General features: G+C 70.4%; 16 protein-coding genes. 6 read left to right on the top strand and 10 right to left on the bottom strand.

Translation table 11 applies throughout. From position 1 onward, the window contains the following. The coding region (locus tag ACGFH9_RS29345) for a transposase (RefSeq protein ID WP_393225629.1) at window positions 1–314 on the bottom strand (314 nt) is incomplete at its 3' end. 801 nt (window positions 315–1,115) lie between these two features. On the opposite strand from ACGFH9_RS29345, the gene ACGFH9_RS29350 reads away from it, so the two are divergent. Then, the gene (locus ACGFH9_RS29350; protein ID WP_393225631.1) at window positions 1,116–1,697 is read left to right on the top strand and encodes an RNA polymerase sigma factor; all 582 of its coding nucleotides are present in this window, start codon (window positions 1,116–1,118) and stop codon (window positions 1,695–1,697) included. Then, entirely contained in the window at window positions 1,694–2,539 is an 846-nt protein-coding gene (locus ACGFH9_RS29355) for a hypothetical protein (RefSeq protein ID WP_393225634.1), read from the top strand. Before ACGFH9_RS29350 ends, ACGFH9_RS29355 begins: the two co-directional genes overlap by 4 nt. Before the next feature lie 40 nt (window positions 2,540–2,579). Here ACGFH9_RS29355 and ACGFH9_RS29360 read toward each other — a convergent pair whose 3' ends face one another. The 6 genes from ACGFH9_RS29360 to ACGFH9_RS29385 form a co-directional block, all read right to left on the bottom strand. Beyond that, the gene (locus ACGFH9_RS29360) at window positions 2,580–3,140 is read right to left on the bottom strand and encodes a hypothetical protein (protein WP_393225636.1); all 561 of its coding nucleotides are present in this window, start codon (window positions 3,138–3,140) and stop codon (window positions 2,580–2,582) included. A gap of 64 nt (window positions 3,141–3,204) precedes the next feature. Then, on the bottom strand, window positions 3,205–3,645 hold the full coding sequence (locus ACGFH9_RS29365; RefSeq protein ID WP_393225639.1) for a hypothetical protein: 441 nt from the start codon (window positions 3,643–3,645) through the stop codon (window positions 3,205–3,207). After that, window positions 3,642–4,088, bottom strand: coding sequence for a DUF433 domain-containing protein (locus ACGFH9_RS29370; protein ID WP_393225642.1), 447 nt, complete (start codon window positions 4,086–4,088; stop codon window positions 3,642–3,644). The genes ACGFH9_RS29365 and ACGFH9_RS29370 overlap by 4 nt, the downstream gene beginning before the upstream one ends. A gap of 215 nt (window positions 4,089–4,303) precedes the next feature. Beyond that, entirely contained in the window at window positions 4,304–5,239 is a 936-nt protein-coding gene (locus ACGFH9_RS29375; protein WP_393225645.1) for a replication-relaxation family protein, read from the bottom strand. Between the two features lie 627 nt (window positions 5,240–5,866). Next, window positions 5,867–6,835 carry a replication-relaxation family protein gene (locus ACGFH9_RS29380; RefSeq protein WP_393225648.1) on the bottom strand — a complete coding sequence of 323 codons (969 nt, stop codon included), beginning with the start codon at window positions 6,833–6,835 and terminating at the stop codon, window positions 5,867–5,869. Window positions 6,836–7,254: 419 nt separating this feature from the next. Next, window positions 7,255–8,121: a hypothetical protein gene (locus ACGFH9_RS29385; protein ID WP_393225651.1), complete on the bottom strand. Its 867-nt coding sequence runs from the start codon at window positions 8,119–8,121 to the stop codon at window positions 7,255–7,257. A gap of 1,799 nt (window positions 8,122–9,920) precedes the next feature. Here ACGFH9_RS29385 and ACGFH9_RS29390 point away from each other — a divergent pair. The 4 genes from ACGFH9_RS29390 (at window position 9,921) to ACGFH9_RS29405 (ending at window position 12,470) form a co-directional block, all read left to right on the top strand. Further along, a complete protein-coding gene (locus tag ACGFH9_RS29390; protein WP_393225654.1) occupies window positions 9,921–10,241 on the top strand; it encodes a helix-turn-helix domain-containing protein in 321 nt (106 codons plus the stop codon). A 193-nt stretch (window positions 10,242–10,434) separates the two neighbouring features. Next, the gene (locus ACGFH9_RS29395; RefSeq protein ID WP_393225657.1) at window positions 10,435–11,895 is read left to right on the top strand and encodes a tyrosine-type recombinase/integrase; all 1,461 of its coding nucleotides are present in this window, start codon (window positions 10,435–10,437) and stop codon (window positions 11,893–11,895) included. Window positions 11,896–11,976: 81 nt separating this feature from the next. Next, a complete protein-coding gene (locus ACGFH9_RS29400; RefSeq protein ID WP_393225750.1) occupies window positions 11,977–12,246 on the top strand; it encodes a hypothetical protein in 270 nt (89 codons plus the stop codon). Beyond that, window positions 12,186–12,470 (top strand): class I SAM-dependent methyltransferase, encoded by a 285-nt coding sequence (locus ACGFH9_RS29405; RefSeq protein WP_393225742.1) that lies wholly within the window; start codon window positions 12,186–12,188, stop codon window positions 12,468–12,470. Before ACGFH9_RS29400 ends, ACGFH9_RS29405 begins: the two co-directional genes overlap by 61 nt. A gap of 487 nt (window positions 12,471–12,957) precedes the next feature. Here ACGFH9_RS29405 and ACGFH9_RS29410 read toward each other — a convergent pair whose 3' ends face one another. The 3 genes from ACGFH9_RS29410 to ACGFH9_RS29420 form a co-directional block, all read right to left on the bottom strand. Continuing rightward, window positions 12,958–13,986: a hypothetical protein gene (locus tag ACGFH9_RS29410; protein WP_393225659.1), complete on the bottom strand. Its 1,029-nt coding sequence runs from the start codon at window positions 13,984–13,986 to the stop codon at window positions 12,958–12,960. A gap of 267 nt (window positions 13,987–14,253) precedes the next feature. Further along, window positions 14,254–14,904 carry a GNAT family N-acetyltransferase gene (locus ACGFH9_RS29415; protein WP_393225662.1) on the bottom strand — a complete coding sequence of 217 codons (651 nt, stop codon included), beginning with the start codon at window positions 14,902–14,904 and terminating at the stop codon, window positions 14,254–14,256. Window positions 14,905–14,964: 60 nt separating this feature from the next. Beyond that, on the bottom strand, window positions 14,965–15,930 hold the full coding sequence (locus tag ACGFH9_RS29420; RefSeq protein WP_393225664.1) for a hypothetical protein: 966 nt from the start codon (window positions 15,928–15,930) through the stop codon (window positions 14,965–14,967). Window positions 15,931–15,942 lie beyond the last annotated feature (12 nt).

Below are 15,942 nucleotides of genomic sequence, written 5' to 3' on the forward strand. Positions count from 1 at the left end.
TTGACCAGCCACACCTCGAACCCATGCGCTTCCAACAGGTAGAACACCGGCTTCCAGTAGTCGCTGGTCGCCTCCATCACCACCCGGGTCACCCCCAGCGCGGCCAGCCGTTCGGCCAAGCCGGTCAGCGATCGGGTCATCGTCGGGTAGGTCCGCACCTCCTGCAGCCGCCGTCCAGGCTTCGCCTCGTCCGGCACCCGCGCGCAACACACCAACGACGCCTTACCGATGTCCAACCCAGCCACACGCTTGATGATCTGCTCTTCGTCCTGGGCTTGTTCCAGCAACCGAACCCCTCCCACCAGCGCGAACATCAGGGCGGTCGCCCGCGGCAGCCACAGAACGGGTGAATCTAACTCGCGTGCTCGCAGCAACAGTGAAGGGCCCATAACGCAGCTACCAGCGTCCGACTAACCCACGACCTCGTACGGATCAAGGAAGCACGACGTCAGCGAGCGACCGACACGATTTTCAGCCCGGAACGGGCCACCTCGCCAGAGGCGACAAGGACTAACCCGACGCTCCGCCGGTGTCCACAGGCCGACGAGCTGCGGCTTTCTGTTTTCTGCCGTTGCGTGCCGGTCGCTTCGCGGGCTCGCTGCGATCGCTTGCCGAAGATCAGCTGGAACGCTGTGGGCCTGCGGGTGCAGCTTGACATTGCCGCGAGTCGGGGCCGAGTCATCCTTCCTCGTCGAGCAGATCGCGGCGCCACTCCGCGAATCGGCTTCGGAGATCGACCATCGCCGCCTTCGTAACCGCCACGGCGCTCAGCGTGGCCGGACTGCGGGCACCCGACACGTACGGTGCATATGCGCTGGTGCGTAATGCTCTCGGTTGCGTCGGACTGGTCGCCGGCGGGGCGGTGCTGCTCGGCGCGCGGCTGGCGTGGCTGCCCGCCTTCGTCTACGTGTGCGCCGCCGCTCCACGCCAGACCAGCGTCGTCGTTGCAGCTTGGGCTTGGCCGATCCAGCCCTCCACCACGACGGCATCCTGGTTGACCGCTGCCACGATATTTGCCGCCGGCACGGCGGGATACGTGCACGGCGGGTGCCGCGCTCGTTCAACAGGCGCACCGTGAGCTGCAACAGAGTCGGCGTGGGCGGCCATAGTGTGGTGTGAGGCATCAGGTACGGCCATCGGACGAGGAACTGTGGTCCTCGATCGCCGCCGGTGACGAGTTGGCGTTCGGTCGGCTCTTCGACCGGTACTCCCGTGCGGTCTACAACCACGTGTTCCGGCTGACCGGGTCGTGGTCGACGGCCGAGGACGTCACCCAGGCGACGTTCCTCGTCGCGTGGCGCCGCCGGGACGACGCGCGACTCGTGGACGGCTCGGCGTTGCCGTGGTTGCTGGTCGTCGCCACGAACGCGGTCCGCTCCGAGTGGCGGTCGGCGCGCCGGTGGCTGGCGCTGCTACGGCGTCTACCGGCGGAGCGGTACGCCGATGGTGAAATCGCCGACGAGGTGGCCGCGCGGCTCGACGACGAGCGGCGGATGACCGAGGTCCTCGCGGTTGCCCGCCGGCTACCGCCGGCGGAGCGGGAAGCGGTGGCGTTGTGCCTGTGGTCCGGCGTGTCGTACCCGGACGCGGCAGCCGTGTTGGGCATCAGCGAGGTGGCGGTGCGGTCGAGGGTGAGTCGCGCGCGTAGCCGCCTGGCGCGGCTGCTGCCCGAGGAGATTCAGGAGGGGAAGCGGTGAACAACATTCTCGACCTGCCCGTGGAGCGGGACCTGCCGCCGAAGGCGGCGCACGCGATGCGGGCCCGGATCCTTGGTTCGGTGCGCCCGCGCCCCGCTCGTCCGCCACGACTGCGAGTCGCCGTGGCGGGGGTGGCGCTGTTGGTCGTGGCGTCCGGTGTCGCGGCGGTGGTGTGGCAGCGGCCGGTCCGGGCGCCCGTGCAGGTGCTGGCCATGGGATCGGGTGAGTTGTCGCCGGCCCTGCGGGACGCGGCGCAGCGGTGCCTGCAGTGGAACTCGCCGCATCGGCAGACCCGGCAGGACGAGAGCGAGCGCCCTGTCCCGGTGTCCCTGGCCGACCTGGCGGTGGCCATCGAGCGGGGTGACCGCACGCTGGTGTTGTTCATGAACGACGTCGGCTACGCGACCTGTGACGCGGAATCGGCGGGTACCGACCAGGAGTCCGGCGGTCACGCCAGCGAACCCTGGCGGCACGGTTACTGGTTGCCGGGGCCGGTGCAGCGGCTACTGCTGACGTCCACCGAGCACGACGGCGGGGACGTCAATGTCAGCGGCCGGATCAGCGGGCGCGTCGACCGGCTCGTGCTCGACCACGGCGACGGGCGCAGTACAACAGCTCGGCTCTCCGCGGGAGCGTTCGGCCTGATGACCAGCGATGCCCGCCTCAAGGCCGGCAACGATCCTGAACTGGTTAGCTACGACGCCCACGGAACGGAGATCGACAGGCGTCCGCTGTTCCAGGCCGAGGACCAACTGGAGCGCTGCTATACGGGCCCGGACGGGAAGCGGATCTACGGCAATCCGACCAGCGACTGCCGTCCTGCCGAGAAGTGGGGGCGTTAGCCATGATCGGAGGCTGACCGCTGCCTGTGGCGTAGGGTCGTCACTCGCGGGTCAGCCCCGGTGGCAGCGCATCTTCGTCAGGTTGAATTGGGCGGGCATTGACCACGGGGTCGCGTTGGAGGGTGTGGATCACGGGTGTCGGGCCGCCGACGCAGGTCCAGGTATCGTCCCAGAGCGCGGAGACCAGCCATGACCGGTCGGCGGGGAAGAACAGGTCGGGTAGCGCGCCGTGCGGGTGGCGGATGTGCCCACCGGTGCGCCAGGTGAGGGCCTGCTCGGGGCCGGCCTGGACCAGCACGTAGGGCCAGTTCCAGTAGAGGAACACCCGCGGGGCGTGGGGAAGGACGACGTCGTGGGCGCCGGTGTCGAGGTAGGCCAGCCACCAAGGCTGGTCGGGCGTGTGCGTGGTGAGGTCCTCGATCAGGGCGTGCTCGTAGGCGGCGGCGGTGACGTCGTCGGTCTGGTGCGTGGTGGCGTAGGCGTCGAAGACCGGCGGGATGGCGGTGGTGATCGAGACGCCGGCAGTGGTGTGCCCGGCGATCCAAACCACGTCGGCGGCGGCGCCGATGCGCCAGTCCCGCCCGTCCTTGGTGACCTGCACATCGCTATTCAAGCCGCTGTAGCGACGGTTGGCGTGGGAACCAGCTGATCGGCTTACGCCCGCGTCAGGTCAGCGGGATCTGCCGCATCGTGGTTCGGGTAGCTGCGTAGATGAAGGGTGGCGGCTCGGCGGGGCAGCGCTCGATATCGCGCCAGCGACGTATCACAACCTCCAACTGGCCGAAGACGCTGCCCGCGTCGGCGGCTGTCAGGGCGACCATCCTGGCCCGGTGCTCTCGCACGGCGGCGATCTCCAGTCGGTGCTCCTGGATGTGGCGGTCCCGCGTGATGATCAGCCAGCCGCGGCCCGCGACCTGCGGGATCCACTCCGAGTCCTCCACAGCGGGCGAGGAGATCGGGCACGGCGGGCGTTGGCGTTTGTGGATGACCGTCCCGGGATCGCCGGGATAGGTGACATCGGAGCGGAGACCAGCGAGGACGCGCGCGAGACCGAGGAGGTCGGCATCGATGTAGAACCGGACCTCGGCAGGCTTGACCCTGCTCACGCCGCGCGCTGGGAGTTCTCGTACGCCAGCGCCCACCGCACGTCGGGCACGTCGAGCTGGTACGTCTCGGCGATCTCCTCGACGTCCAGCCCCGCCTCATCCTGCTCCCAGAGGACCTCGGTGCTGATCCCCTTGATCGACGGCCGACCAAACCGGACATCTGGCCGGATCCGTACCGGTGACTGGGGGTTGGGATCCGGTCGCCAGCCTGCGGCGACGTCGCCGTCCCAGGTGACCCGCTCGACGAAAGCCGCCGACGGAGGAGTGAGCAGCAACTGACTACCGACCGCGGCCACCAAGCAGTACTCCGGGTCGAGACCGGCCTCGGCCTGGGCTTGCAGCACAAGTTTTTTGCCGGCGACGTAGGGCCGGCGGTCGGCGAGCGGGTAGGGCACCCCGAACTGCTCCCGGAGCAGGTCGATGAACGCCCTCAACTCGACCATCGGCACCCGGTGGCGACCTGTCGCCGCGCTCGTGCCACGGCGGTCTGCGCGGCGTGTCCGCTTTCGATCGAGGCGCAGTCCGCTCTGGTCGCCCCGGTGCGCGCCCGTACGGCGGGTGGCGGTTGCCGGCCCGGCGAGCTGGCGGGTGGGGGGTGGTTCGGCGGCGCGTGCGGCCTGCAGGCCGCCACACGCGCCATGTGTTCCGCTCCCTCTCATTAGGCGGCCCGCTCGTCCGGAGTGGGATGGTCGTGGGTGGGGTATTGGTCGTCGTGGTGGGTGTCGGTGTAGGGCAGGTCGATGAGGCGGTGACGGCCGGGACGGCCGGGTACTTGCCAGATCTGGTGGGCGGGGCTGGCGGCGAGAGCGGTGCGTAGTTCGGCGGTAGTGGTGGCGATGACCGCTTCCAAGCCGGTGCCGGCGATCCGGTGGTGCAGGTTCGCCTCGCGTCGTGCGGAGGGTAGGTGCAACAGCACCGGCCATGCCCAGGTGCTCATCGTGTACAGCCGCTCGTATTTGATGACCTTGTCGATGAGGACCTGCAGGTTCTCACCACTGGTGTCGTACTCGAGGAAGAAGGGCACGGACCGTTCGTCCTCCGTCCATATTCCCGCGCCGTCGGGGCGGGGGAGGCCGGTCGCTCCGGCGAGGATGAGGTGCGGGTTGGCGCCTTGCCGGTAGAGGGTGCCCGGTTCGTGGTAGGCCGACGCGGGTTGCCAGCGGACGAGGTCGCTGTCGGGGTGGGTGCGGGCGTGGGCGGCGAGGTCGATGAAGACCTGGTTGCCGCCGAGCAGGTGCGGCAGGTCCGGTCGGTTAGTTAGGGAGTGTTTGCGGCGGCGGGCCTGGTCCCGGCGGCCTCGTGAGAGTCCGCGTTGGGCGTGGACGTGGTCGTAGCCGAGTTGATCCAGGACGTAGTGGTAGGGGTGGGAGCCTCCGTCGGCTTTGTTGGGCCGGAACCGGTCTACCGCCCGAAGGGCGGTGAGGCGGCGCAGCCGGCGTTGGGTGAAGTCCAGGGATGGGAACAGGGCGGCGGCGATCTGGTCGGTGGTGAGCACGCCGTGGTCGTAGAGCCAACCGAGGAGCCGGTCGTCGCGGGCGGTGATGCTGGCCTGCAGGCGAAGCAGCGGGTCCGCGGTCGGTAGGTGTTTACCCATGGGCACAAGCCCTTGGGGGGAGACCCGAGATTGGAGGGTCTGTCTGGAGCGGTCCCAGCCTCCTGACAGCGGGGCTGACCTGGGCTGTGAGCGGCCGTGAGGGGTCAGGTTGGGGGTCAGGATCAAGACGGACGGTAGAACGGAGATCGGCACTGACCGCTGAAGGGCCGGGCACACCGGGTTCGGCGTGACGTCGCGGTGAGGGTGGGTGTGAGTCGGGCCGTTGACGCTGGTGAGGTTCGCGGTGCGGGGTGATCATCGTTGTTGCTCCACGGTCAGAGGGTGCGAGTGGGTGTGAGGTTGGTGCGCCCCGCGGCTGCAGCGGGCGGGAGCAACCGGAGGTCCGCAGTCGCTGTACGGAAGCCTGGTTGGACATGCCAACCTGCCTGGTCTCGCGTGTGTGGCGAACTTCCGGTGACACGGGCAGTGTCAGTCGCCTGTCGATCGAAGTTGCACACAGTGGCTCCGGCCTGCGGTGTGAGAGCCGCAGGCGCTGCCGTTCGGATTCGAAGCGAACGGCAGCCTCCGGTAGTCCTCCTGACAGTGACCGGGTAAGCGCTTCGTTGGGTCGCCCCGGTCTGCTCCTCGACCGGCACGCAGGCCGGTCGAGGAGCAGCGGTCGGGTGGTCAGGGGCGCGGCGGGTAGTGGTACTCGCCGTCGGCGACGGATTCGTCGCCGGGGCGCTCGGGGTCGTAGATGGGGTGTGGGGCTCGGGGCCGTACCTCCTTGAAGGTCACGTTGTCGGGCGGCCACTGCTCGGGGGTGTGGGGAAGGTCGGTCAGGGCGAGGCCGTGTGTCTCGCCGATCGGCTGCCAGACCGGGTCGGCCGCGTGGTCGTGCTCGGCGTTGCTGGTGACGACGGTTAGGTGCCGCGTGTTGCGGCGCTCGAGGTAGCGGCGCAGTTCCTGCTCGCGCTGCGGGTCGGCGGCGTGGAACAGCAGGGTCGCCAGGCCGGTTTGTTCGGCCAACCGCCGGTAGCCGTGGACGCGGTCGGCGAGGTCGGCGGGACGGATTTGGCCGGGGTCGGGCTGGTACCAGAACGCGTGGCGGTTGCGGTTGTGGATGTACTCGCCGTGCCAGGCGGCATGCCGCGCTCCGGTGACGTACCGGCAGGTGCGCGGTGACCACCAGGTGCGTAGGTCACTGCCGGGCTTGGTGAGCGCGTGGGTGGCCAGGTCGACGAAGAAGTCGTTGGCTCGCAGGAGTCCGGGCAGGCCCGGATGCTCGCGGAGCCGGTCGCGGGCCCGGTACACCTGCGCCGGTGTGACGTCGCGGTCTTGGCCGAGTGGGGTGAGTTGGGCGCCGATCGGGCCGCGGCACCACGAGGTGTCGGCGGTGGCCGCGGCACCGGCGTTCCAGAGGCGGTCGATCCAGCCGCGGCGGGCAAGGATCGTCAGACGTCGGATGGCCGACGCTGTGGTGGTGGCGAAACCGAGTGCGGTGAGCTGCGCGGTGGTCAGGACGCGGTGCTCGGCGAGCATCTCGACGGCCCACCAGTCGGGCAGGCGCATGCGGCCGCTCTCGGCCAGGATCAGCTCCGCCGGGATCGGTCGGGTGGACGGGACAGTGAACTGGGGATGGTAGGTGGTCGCCATGACCGGTACCTCCAACGTGACGCCATCCCGGTAGGGGGTGGCAGGGGCGGATGAATGCCCGTGCGACCGCGTCGGTGCGGCACACCACGGGCGGATCACGCCACCGCGATCCTGCGTCGCGGCGGGTGACAGGGCGACGGCTTGCCGGTTCCGTGCCCGGACGGCGGCCCGGGCACAGAACCGGCTGGTCCGCGCGGCCGGATCACCGGCCGGTCCTGCGGTACGGCGAGAATCCGAGTGCGGCTTCTGGCGCCGTCATCAAGAAACCGCCGCTTGTGTGCTCTGACGAACGCCTGCCCCACTCACAACCACTCACAGCCACTCACAAAGAGGGGTTTTCTCAGTTGAGGTGATCCGTCTCAGGAGCCTCACCGGGGGAAGGTGACGGCGCCGCGAGAAGGGGCTCCCGGACAGCCGACCTACGCGACTGCCGTCGACGTGGAGGCAGTGGTGGAGAGGCGACGGCGGCTGGCGGCGCGCAGACTGGCCCGGCGTTCGGCTCGCGCCGCCAACGCCTCGGCGGCCTGCGCGGACGCCGCGCCGGTCAGCATGCCGCTGGCGAGGGCTTCGGCGAGGCGGGTGTCGATGCGACCCAACCGCATGCGCAGGGCGTCGGTGCTGATGCCCATCCGGGCCGCGATCGGATCCATGGCCCGCCGGCCCAGCCGCACGTCGATGTAGGGCTGCTCGTCGTCGGCGTCGAGGATCCCCAGGCGCACCGCGCGGCGGACCAGCACGTCGGGATGCCCGTAGGGCACCTGCGGGGTCCGCGGGCCCGTGACGCGCTCCACGTCCTCGACCGGAACGAACTCGCTGGCCTGCTGACGCAGCGCGTGTCCGGCGCGCCAGCCGGCCCGGCACAACGACGCGTACGGCGCACGGCGGGCCACGTCCACGTGGTCACGCAGCGCCGCCAGGAATCCCGCGAGGATCTCCGCGCCCATGTCGTCGGGGTCACCACGGTAGCCGTCGGACAACCGCCGCGCGTAGCGGCGCAGCGCCGGCATCGCCATGCCGACCGCGGCGATGACCCACTGCGGCCCGTCCAGTCGGGCACGACGGATCAGCTCCCGCCACACCGCGTCGCGGGCGGTGTAGGCGCGCGGGTTCGCCAGCAGCCAGTCCCGCAGCGCCGGCAGCGCCACGACACCCCTTGGCAGGCCGTCATCCGGACCGAACATGTCGAGGTTGAGGGACAGGGGTGCCGGGTCGCTGGTCAACGCCGCGAACGCGACATCGACGGCGTCCAGGGGCGCGGCAGGGAAGATCGTGTCGGACACACTCATGATCAGTACTCCTCGGCCAGAGAGACCATCGGGCGTCGCCGCCGTGTTCTGGCGACGCTGGAATGCCGATTACGCCACGACCGACTCACAACCGCTCACAGCCCAGGTCAGGCCTGCTTTGCCCCCAGCGGACCGCCGTTGCGTCCTGCCCGAACTCGGGCATCGGTCCGGCACCGGGCGGGCGACGCGGACGGGCCACGGTACGGCTGAGCAGGGCTGTGAGCCGCCGTCGCACGCCATGCGCGGCACCAGACGGCTCAGCGAAGAGGTCGCGATCGTCGAGGTTGCGCCACCGCTCACGGTCACTCACAGCGGCTCACAGCCACTCACAGCCGCTGACCCGCCCCTCTGGTCAGCGAATCTCGCCCGTCATCCGCGATCGGATCACTTGCGTTGGCACTGAACCACCTCTGCTGGCATGGACTGACAGCGCCGTTGAACTTCGTGCCATCGAAGGCGCGCCGCAGCCTTTTCACCGCCGAGGTCGCGCCGACGCTGGTCACCTCGCGCTAGGAGTTCTGAGCAGGGCTGTGAGCGTAGGGGCCCGTGCGAGAAGTGTCCGACAAGAGAGTTGCCGCGCCCTATACACCCTGGCACTCACAACGACTCACAACCGCTCACAAAGACTCACAGCGACTCACAGCGGGATGGCATCGCTGCCGGCACGCCCGGTAGGCCAGCGGACGACGCCGGCGTGGCGCGAACCCCAACCATCTGCCGCGTCCCCGTCCCCGGGCATCATGCCCGGCGCCTCACCCATGTCGGTCGCCGGAGTGTGCGCACCAGTGGTGGGGAACCCTCGGTCCCGGCTGCCTCGCCCGGGAAGCGCGCGAACCGGTGTCAACGAGGGCAGTCGATTGACAGGTTGTCCGTGCGGGCGGCGGCGACCGCGTCCGCGAGGACAGGACCGTCGGCATGAGCGCCGCGTCACTTTGTCCGGACACGCGTTCAGCGGCGGTCAGATGGAATCGAGAAGTGGCGATCGGCGTCGTGCGCGCGGCCAAGACATCGAGGTGGGCACAGCGTGTCCTCCGTGTCCGGCCCGGTGTCCGCCACGTCGCGCCTGTCATCGATGTCCGTCGTTGACAAGGTGTCCGGCGGGATCGCTGAGCAGGCCCGGGACAGCGCAGCCTCGCGCGTGTCGCTGGCCTGAAATGGCACTGGCGTCGACGACGAAAGTCCGTCCCGCGGCGGCGATGGCCAAACCGGCATGACATCACCGCGTCGCCTGGACCGGTTTGTCAACCGCCCGCAAGCTGTGTCGGCACCCGTCGGCCGCGGACAACTTGTCATCGACGTGCTTGAGTGTCCGACCAGATGCGGCCGAGGCGGTGTGTGACACGTTGACACCGCTGTCGAGCCGACGGCGGACACGAGGTCGGAGCGCCCGTGGACCGTCACACCACCCACCGTGTCATCGACTTCTGCCACTGTCCAGGGGGTGGCGTCGAGGCGGTGGCACGTCCGCGCGCTGGCCCGGCGAGCGGCCGGACGGGCAACCCTGTGAGCCCTCGTGAGTGGCGGTGAGTCGGGCAGGCGTTCGCCAGAGCACACAGACGCCGGTTCACAGATGTCAGCGCCCCACCGATCCGGCGCGGAGCCGACATCGACACGGGCGAGCACCGAGGTAAGCGCCGCTTGAGTCGTACCGGCCGGCCGTGCTGGATGTCGCCGGACCAGATCGAGCACCCATCGGATCTGCTCCTGCGAGGGCTGAGCCCGTCTCCGGCATCCAGCCTCACCCGCCGCGCACCCCGGGCCTGACCTGTACGCCCGTGCCTACCGCCGAGGAGATGACCATGAGATCGTCCAGACGCAATGGAACCGTGCCACCTCAATCCGGGGAGAGGCCGGCTGCCGGTGAGCGGAAGCCGGCGTGGACGGCCGAGCGAATCCACGGCCTGGGCGTCAGCACGGACCTAGCCACCGCCGCGGCGGTGCTCGGCATGTCCCGCTCCGCCGCCTACAAGCTGATCCGCCGCGACGCGTTCCCCGTGCCGCACTTCCGCGTCGGCGCCCACTACCGGATACCGACGGCGCCGCTGCTCGCCGCTCTGCACCTGCACGACCCGGGGACCACACCGGAGCGCGCCGCCGGTGCCACGAATGCCCCACCGTAGGCGCCTTCCGCGCTGGCGGGAGCCCATCCCGCCCCAGCCCTCCGCGCCAACGCGCGCGGTTCTCTTCCAGCCCCGAGCTTGCGCCGGGACCGTCGTACGACGGTCCCGGCGACTTGATCGTGTCCGCGGATCACGCGTGGATGTCGATCGACGAAACCGATGCGCCCCACCTGATCGAGGAGCACCACCTGCCATGCCTGACGGAAGCATCTTCAAACGCTGCGGCTGCCGCCACCCGGAAACCGGCAAGCCCTTCGGAAACGACTGTCCCAAGCTGCGCCGCCCCAACCGCGCCTGGAGTTCCGAGCACGGGCACTGGACCTACCAACTCGAACTCCCACCCACCGCCGACGGCGGGCGCCGGCAGCTACGCCGCTCCGGCCTACCCACCCGCCGGGCCGCCGCCGACGAACTCGACCACGCCCGCGAACTGCTCGCCCTCGCCAAGGGCGACCGGCGCCGCCGCACCGAGATCGGCGACCTGCTCCAGAACGCCGCACGCGCCAAACGGCCCCTGCCCGAGGTCGACCGGATCCGCCAGCGGCTGCGCGGCGACGGCCCCCTCGCTGACGCGCCCACCGTCGCCGACTACCTCACCGGCTGGCTGACCCACCTCAGCGTGGACGACAACACCCTGCACGGCTACGAGTCCATCGTGCGGGTGCACCTGATCCCGCACCTCGGCGAGGTCCCGCTGGACAAGCTGCGTACCAGCCACGTCCGTGCCATGTTCGCCGCGATCGAACGCCGCAACGACGACATCCGCGCCGCGAAGACCAGCCCCGACCCGGCGGTGCGCAGGTCCGCAGCCGGGGTACGGCCCACCGGCCCCACGACCCGGCAACGCATCCGCGCCTGCCTGCGCAAGGCCATCAACGACGCTCTCGCCGACGAACTAATCGTCGGCTCCAACCCGGCCGCGCTGGTCAAGACCCCGGGTGACCGGCCGCTGCCGATCGTGTGGGAGGACGAACGCGTGCAGCGCTGGAAGGACACCGGCCAGGTGCCCGGACCGGTGATGGTGTGGACCGACGCCCAGCTCGTGGACTTCCTCGACCACGCCGCCCGGCACGCCCCGGACCTGCACCCGATGTGGCACTACATGGCCTACCGCGGACCCCGCCGCGGCGAGGCCTGCGGACTACGCGACAGCGAGGTCCGCCTGCACCGCCGGGAAACCACCATCAACAACCAGATCGCCACCCACGGCTACACCCCCGTGCAGAAACCCCCGAAGAGCAGGGCCGGAAACCGCGACGTCGCCCTCGACACCGACACAGTCAAGGTCCTCACCGCCTACAAGGGCCGCCGCGCCCAGTGGCAACTCGCCGCCGGCCCGGCGTGGCCCGACACCGGCCTGTTCTTCGTCCGCCCCGACGGGCAGCGCTGGCACCCCAACGCCGTCACCCAACGCTTCCGCCGGCTCGTCCGCAAAGCCGGCCTACCGCCGATCCGGCTACACGACCTGCGCCACAGCGCCGCCACCATCGCCCTCGACGCCGGCGTCGACATCAAGGTCCTCTCCGACCAACTCGGCCACTCCACCACGACCCTGACCCGCGACACCTACCAGAGCGTCACCAAGCAGCTGCACCAGGACGCCGCCGACGCCGTCGCGAAGAAGATCAACCAGAGACGCCGCAAGGCGGGGTGAAACTAGCCCACACCGGAGCGGCAGCGGATGACCGCGTGCGGCCGGGCCGGTGCCGGTTACCCGAGTGAATACGCTCGCGACGTGGGCGGTGACGACCAGCGGCTGATCCGGCGGGGCAGCTTCGACGAGGATCCGGACAACTACCAGGCGGCTCGGCCGGGGTACCCGCGGCGGGTGTACGAGGTGCTTGCCGACTATGGGCTGCGGCCCGGTGCCCGCGTCCTGGAGATCGGGCCCGGGACAGGGCAGGTGACCCGTCCCTCGTGGCCGCCGGCGCGTCGGTGCTGGCGGTGGAACTCGGGGGCCGCCTGGCGGCCCGGCTGCGAACGAACCTGGCCGACCGCGACGTGACCGTGATCGAAGGCGACTTCGCCACCGTGGCGCTGCCCGACGGCACCTTCGACATGGCGGTCTGCGCCACCGCCTTCCACTGGCTGGATACGGCTGAGGCGGTGCGGCGGCTGGCCAGCCTGGTCCGGCCGGGCGGAGGACTGGCGGTGTGGTGGACCGTCTTCGGTGACCCCGACCGCAGCCCGCCCTTGCGCCCGGACCTGGACGCGCTCCACCGACGATGACTACCGGCGCAGGGGCGCGGCCCGGCGGGCGTGCCAGCGCCCCTGCGGGTCGCCGAACGCACAGCGGAACTGGAAGCAGGTGACTGGTTCAGCCCCGTCCAGGTCGAGATGATCCGCTGGGAGCACCAGATGACCCCGCAGGGTACGCGCGGGCTTCCCGAACGTGCGCGAGATGAGCGCTGACCGGCGAGGGGCGTTCCTCGACGGCGTCGCCGAGGTGGTCGCCAGCCAGCCCGGCGGGACGGTGGTCGACCACTATGTCACCGCGTTGTACACGGCGCCGCGCCGGAACGACTCTGCCCTTCTGGCCGGTCGACAAATTGGGCAGCGGACGCCTGAAGAGTGCCAGCGGAGTCACCTTCGACAGGGCTCGGGCCAGCCGGGACTGCTGGAGCGGGGCGCCCACCGCCGAGCCCCTCGGTTGGACTGGGTCAATGCCTGCTCGCTGGTCCGGACCCTCCTGGGCTGGCTGCGTACCGATTATCTGTCATCCCGCGTCCGGGTGGTGGTGTCGCTGCTCGGCGCAGTGCTGCCACATCCGGGCCAGGTGCCCGACCATCCGGTCGCTGGCGGGGTGCCCAGGATGTGCGTGTCGGTGGGCGGTCATGGTGTCGGCGAGCAGCGTTCGCGCGCGGGCGCAGTGGCCGAGCTGGTGCAGGACAACGGCGAGGGACGCCTGCGCGGCGAGGGTGCGATGCGCCTGGGGCCCGGCGGTGGTGGCGAGTTGCTCGACGAGGTGGCGGTAGAGGTGATAGGCGCGCTGGTGGTGCCCGACCAGGCGGTGCGCGGTGGCGAGAGTGTGCAGGGCCGTCAGGGTGGTGCCGGCGGCGGGGCCGTGCAGGTGGGTGCCAGCGTGGTGGGCGTAGGTGGCCCAGCGGATCGCCGCACTGGGGTGGCCGAGACGGATGAGCACCTCGGCGAGGATGCAGGCGGCGTCGGCGTGAAGCGGGTCGGCCGGCGCGGTGGTGGGGTCGACGGCGGCCAGCGCGGCGTGTAGGAGTTCCTGGGCGTGAGCGGGATTGCTGGCGGCAAGGCTGCGGGCGAGTTCGACGTATTCGGTGACTGGAACGAGACCGGTGACGACGGGTCGCCAGGTGATGCGCAGGTCGGTGCAGGTGCGCCCGGCAGTCACGCGGCTGATGACCCGTCCGGCGCAGGCCGCGGCCATCAGTGGGCTATGTGGGTGGGCCAGAGTTATGGGCACGATGCGGGGTGCGTGACGCAGCACGGCCCGGCCGATGGCATCCACCACGAGCACAGCGGGTAGGCCGGGGCGGCAACACCCGGGTGGGCAGTCGTAGACGAGGTCCTCGTCGCAGTCCATGACCGCGGTCATGGACTGGGCGCAGAGGCGACACCACAGCAGCCCCGGCGGCAGCACCACCTCCCACGGGTCGGCGTCGGCCCGCTGGAGAGCGGGTCCTTCCTGCGCGGCAGTTGACGCTTCGGCCGCCTGGCGGGCGCCGCTGACCCATTTCTGCACGAGCCGGCGCTGCAGGTTCAGCTCTTGGGCCACAGCGGTGACGGCACGGTGGTCGCCCGCCGCGCGCTGCTGATGTACGCGGGAAACCGCGGCGTCGATGAGATCTTGCGGGTACTTGCGTGGGTGAGGCATATCGGATCGGTCCCGGGCTTGAGTTCTGGGATCAGCGAGGCGCGAGGGCGTCGCGGCGGGCAGGCGACGCTCGTCGCGTTCGTCCGGGACCGGCACGGTCTCGTCCAGGACCACGTGTGACATGGCGCAGGATCGGCCACGGTTTGGTTCGTGAGGCCATCGCCCGGATCAAACGCCCAGACCCCTGGCCTGCGAGCTACCGGCCGCACTGACGGTGTCCAGGGGAGCAGGGCCCGACGTAGGGGTGCGGCGCATCGGGGTGAGAACCGGGCCCGCGGGCAGCCGGATGGCTTCCCTCGGGGTGTAGCCGTAGCGGGTGTAGACGTCCTGGCATTCGCCGGTGGTTTCGGTCCACGAGGGTAGGTCGACGCGGTTGATTCTGTCGCGGTGGTGGGCGAGCATCGCCGTGCCGACACCTTGTCGCTGGGCGGCGGGCGCGACGGCGAGGATCGCCAGGTGGTAGTGCGGTTCGGTGGGCCGACGTGCGCTGAGCAACCCGTCGAGGATCTCGAAGCGCTCAGCATGGTCGCCGGCTGCGTCGGTGAGGCGGCTGCGGTAGTTCGCCGGTGGCGGGATGCTGCGGTAGCGGTGGAAACCGACCGCGGCGGCGTTCAGGTCGTCGGTGACGTAGGTGTCGCCGTAGAACATGGCGTGTTCCACCCAGATCGCCGCCACCTCGGTGAGTACGCGGCGCCGGTGGGTCGCCTCGGGCACCAGCCAGGCGGCCAGCGGGTCGGGGTGTAGGGCGTCGGCGATGAGCGCGGCGACCTTGTCCTTCTCGGTCCAGCGGCCGGCGCGGATGCGAGCAGTGCCGTCCATGAGGATCCCTTCAACAGTCCGGAAACGGACGGGAGTTGCCGCGTAATTGGCGGCGCGGTGTCAGGGCGTGTTGGTGGTGCTCGTGCGGGTGTGGACGCTGAACAGCAGGTAGTCCTCGACGTCACCGGTGCGGGTGTGGCCGCGCTTTGATGGCGTGAAGTGGGCGCGTTCGTAGGCGAGGACCTCGCCGGTGCTGGGGTGCAGGATGAGCAGGCCGCGGGTGGTGCCGTCGTCGCCGGTGGCGCTTACGCCAGCACCTGTGCGCCCGGCGCAGTCGCGCACGGCGGGGTGAAAGGTGAGCCCGTTGGTGTGGCTCAACAGAGTGAGGATCGCGGTGCGGGCCTCGCGGTCGGGTGTGCGCCACGACGTCAGACCGGCGATGGCGTCCAGGACCGCCGACGGGCCGAGGAACGGCGGCGAGATGCTGGTGATCTGTGCCCTAAGGCCAGCGGAGTCGACGGCGATCGGGCCGATGGTTCCGTCGAGCGTGCCCGGCGGGTAGATCTCGTCGATGGCGGGCTGTGGACCGGGCGGGTGGCGCAGGCTGATGGCCCGGCCAGAGCCGTTGTCGGCACGCCAGTGCCGGTGCTGGAAGACCACGACGTTGCTGGTCGCACGTTCGCCGTCGATGCGGGTGTCGGCAGCCCATTGCTGGATTTGCAAGAACGAGAACCGGCCCGGGACGTCGCAGCTGGCCCCTGCGGCAACCGGGGGAAGCACGCCGGCGGCTGTTTGCGGCGCGGCCAGGGCGGTGGGTGGCGTCTCGGGGGTACGGGCGGCGAGGGCGCGCAGACCGGCGGCGGTCATTGGCGCGGGGATCTCACACGGCGCGGTACTCATGCGGGTGAGCGGGGTGGTGTGCCGGTGGGTGCCATCCGTGGTGGGGGTGCCAGTGGCGGCGCACGCCGGGGCGAGGGCGGCAGCGGCGAGCAGGCCCAGTACGGAGAGTGCGGCAGTGATCCGGACAGCGGGCCGCCGACGCCGGCGGGTGGGCGATTGTGCGGGCGTCGAGGGTGGGTGGGTCACGGTGATCGGCTC

The sequence above is a fragment of the Micromonospora sp. NPDC049102 genome, assembly GCF_043197485.1.
Taxonomy (GTDB): Bacteria; Actinomycetota; Actinomycetes; order Mycobacteriales; family Micromonosporaceae; genus Micromonospora.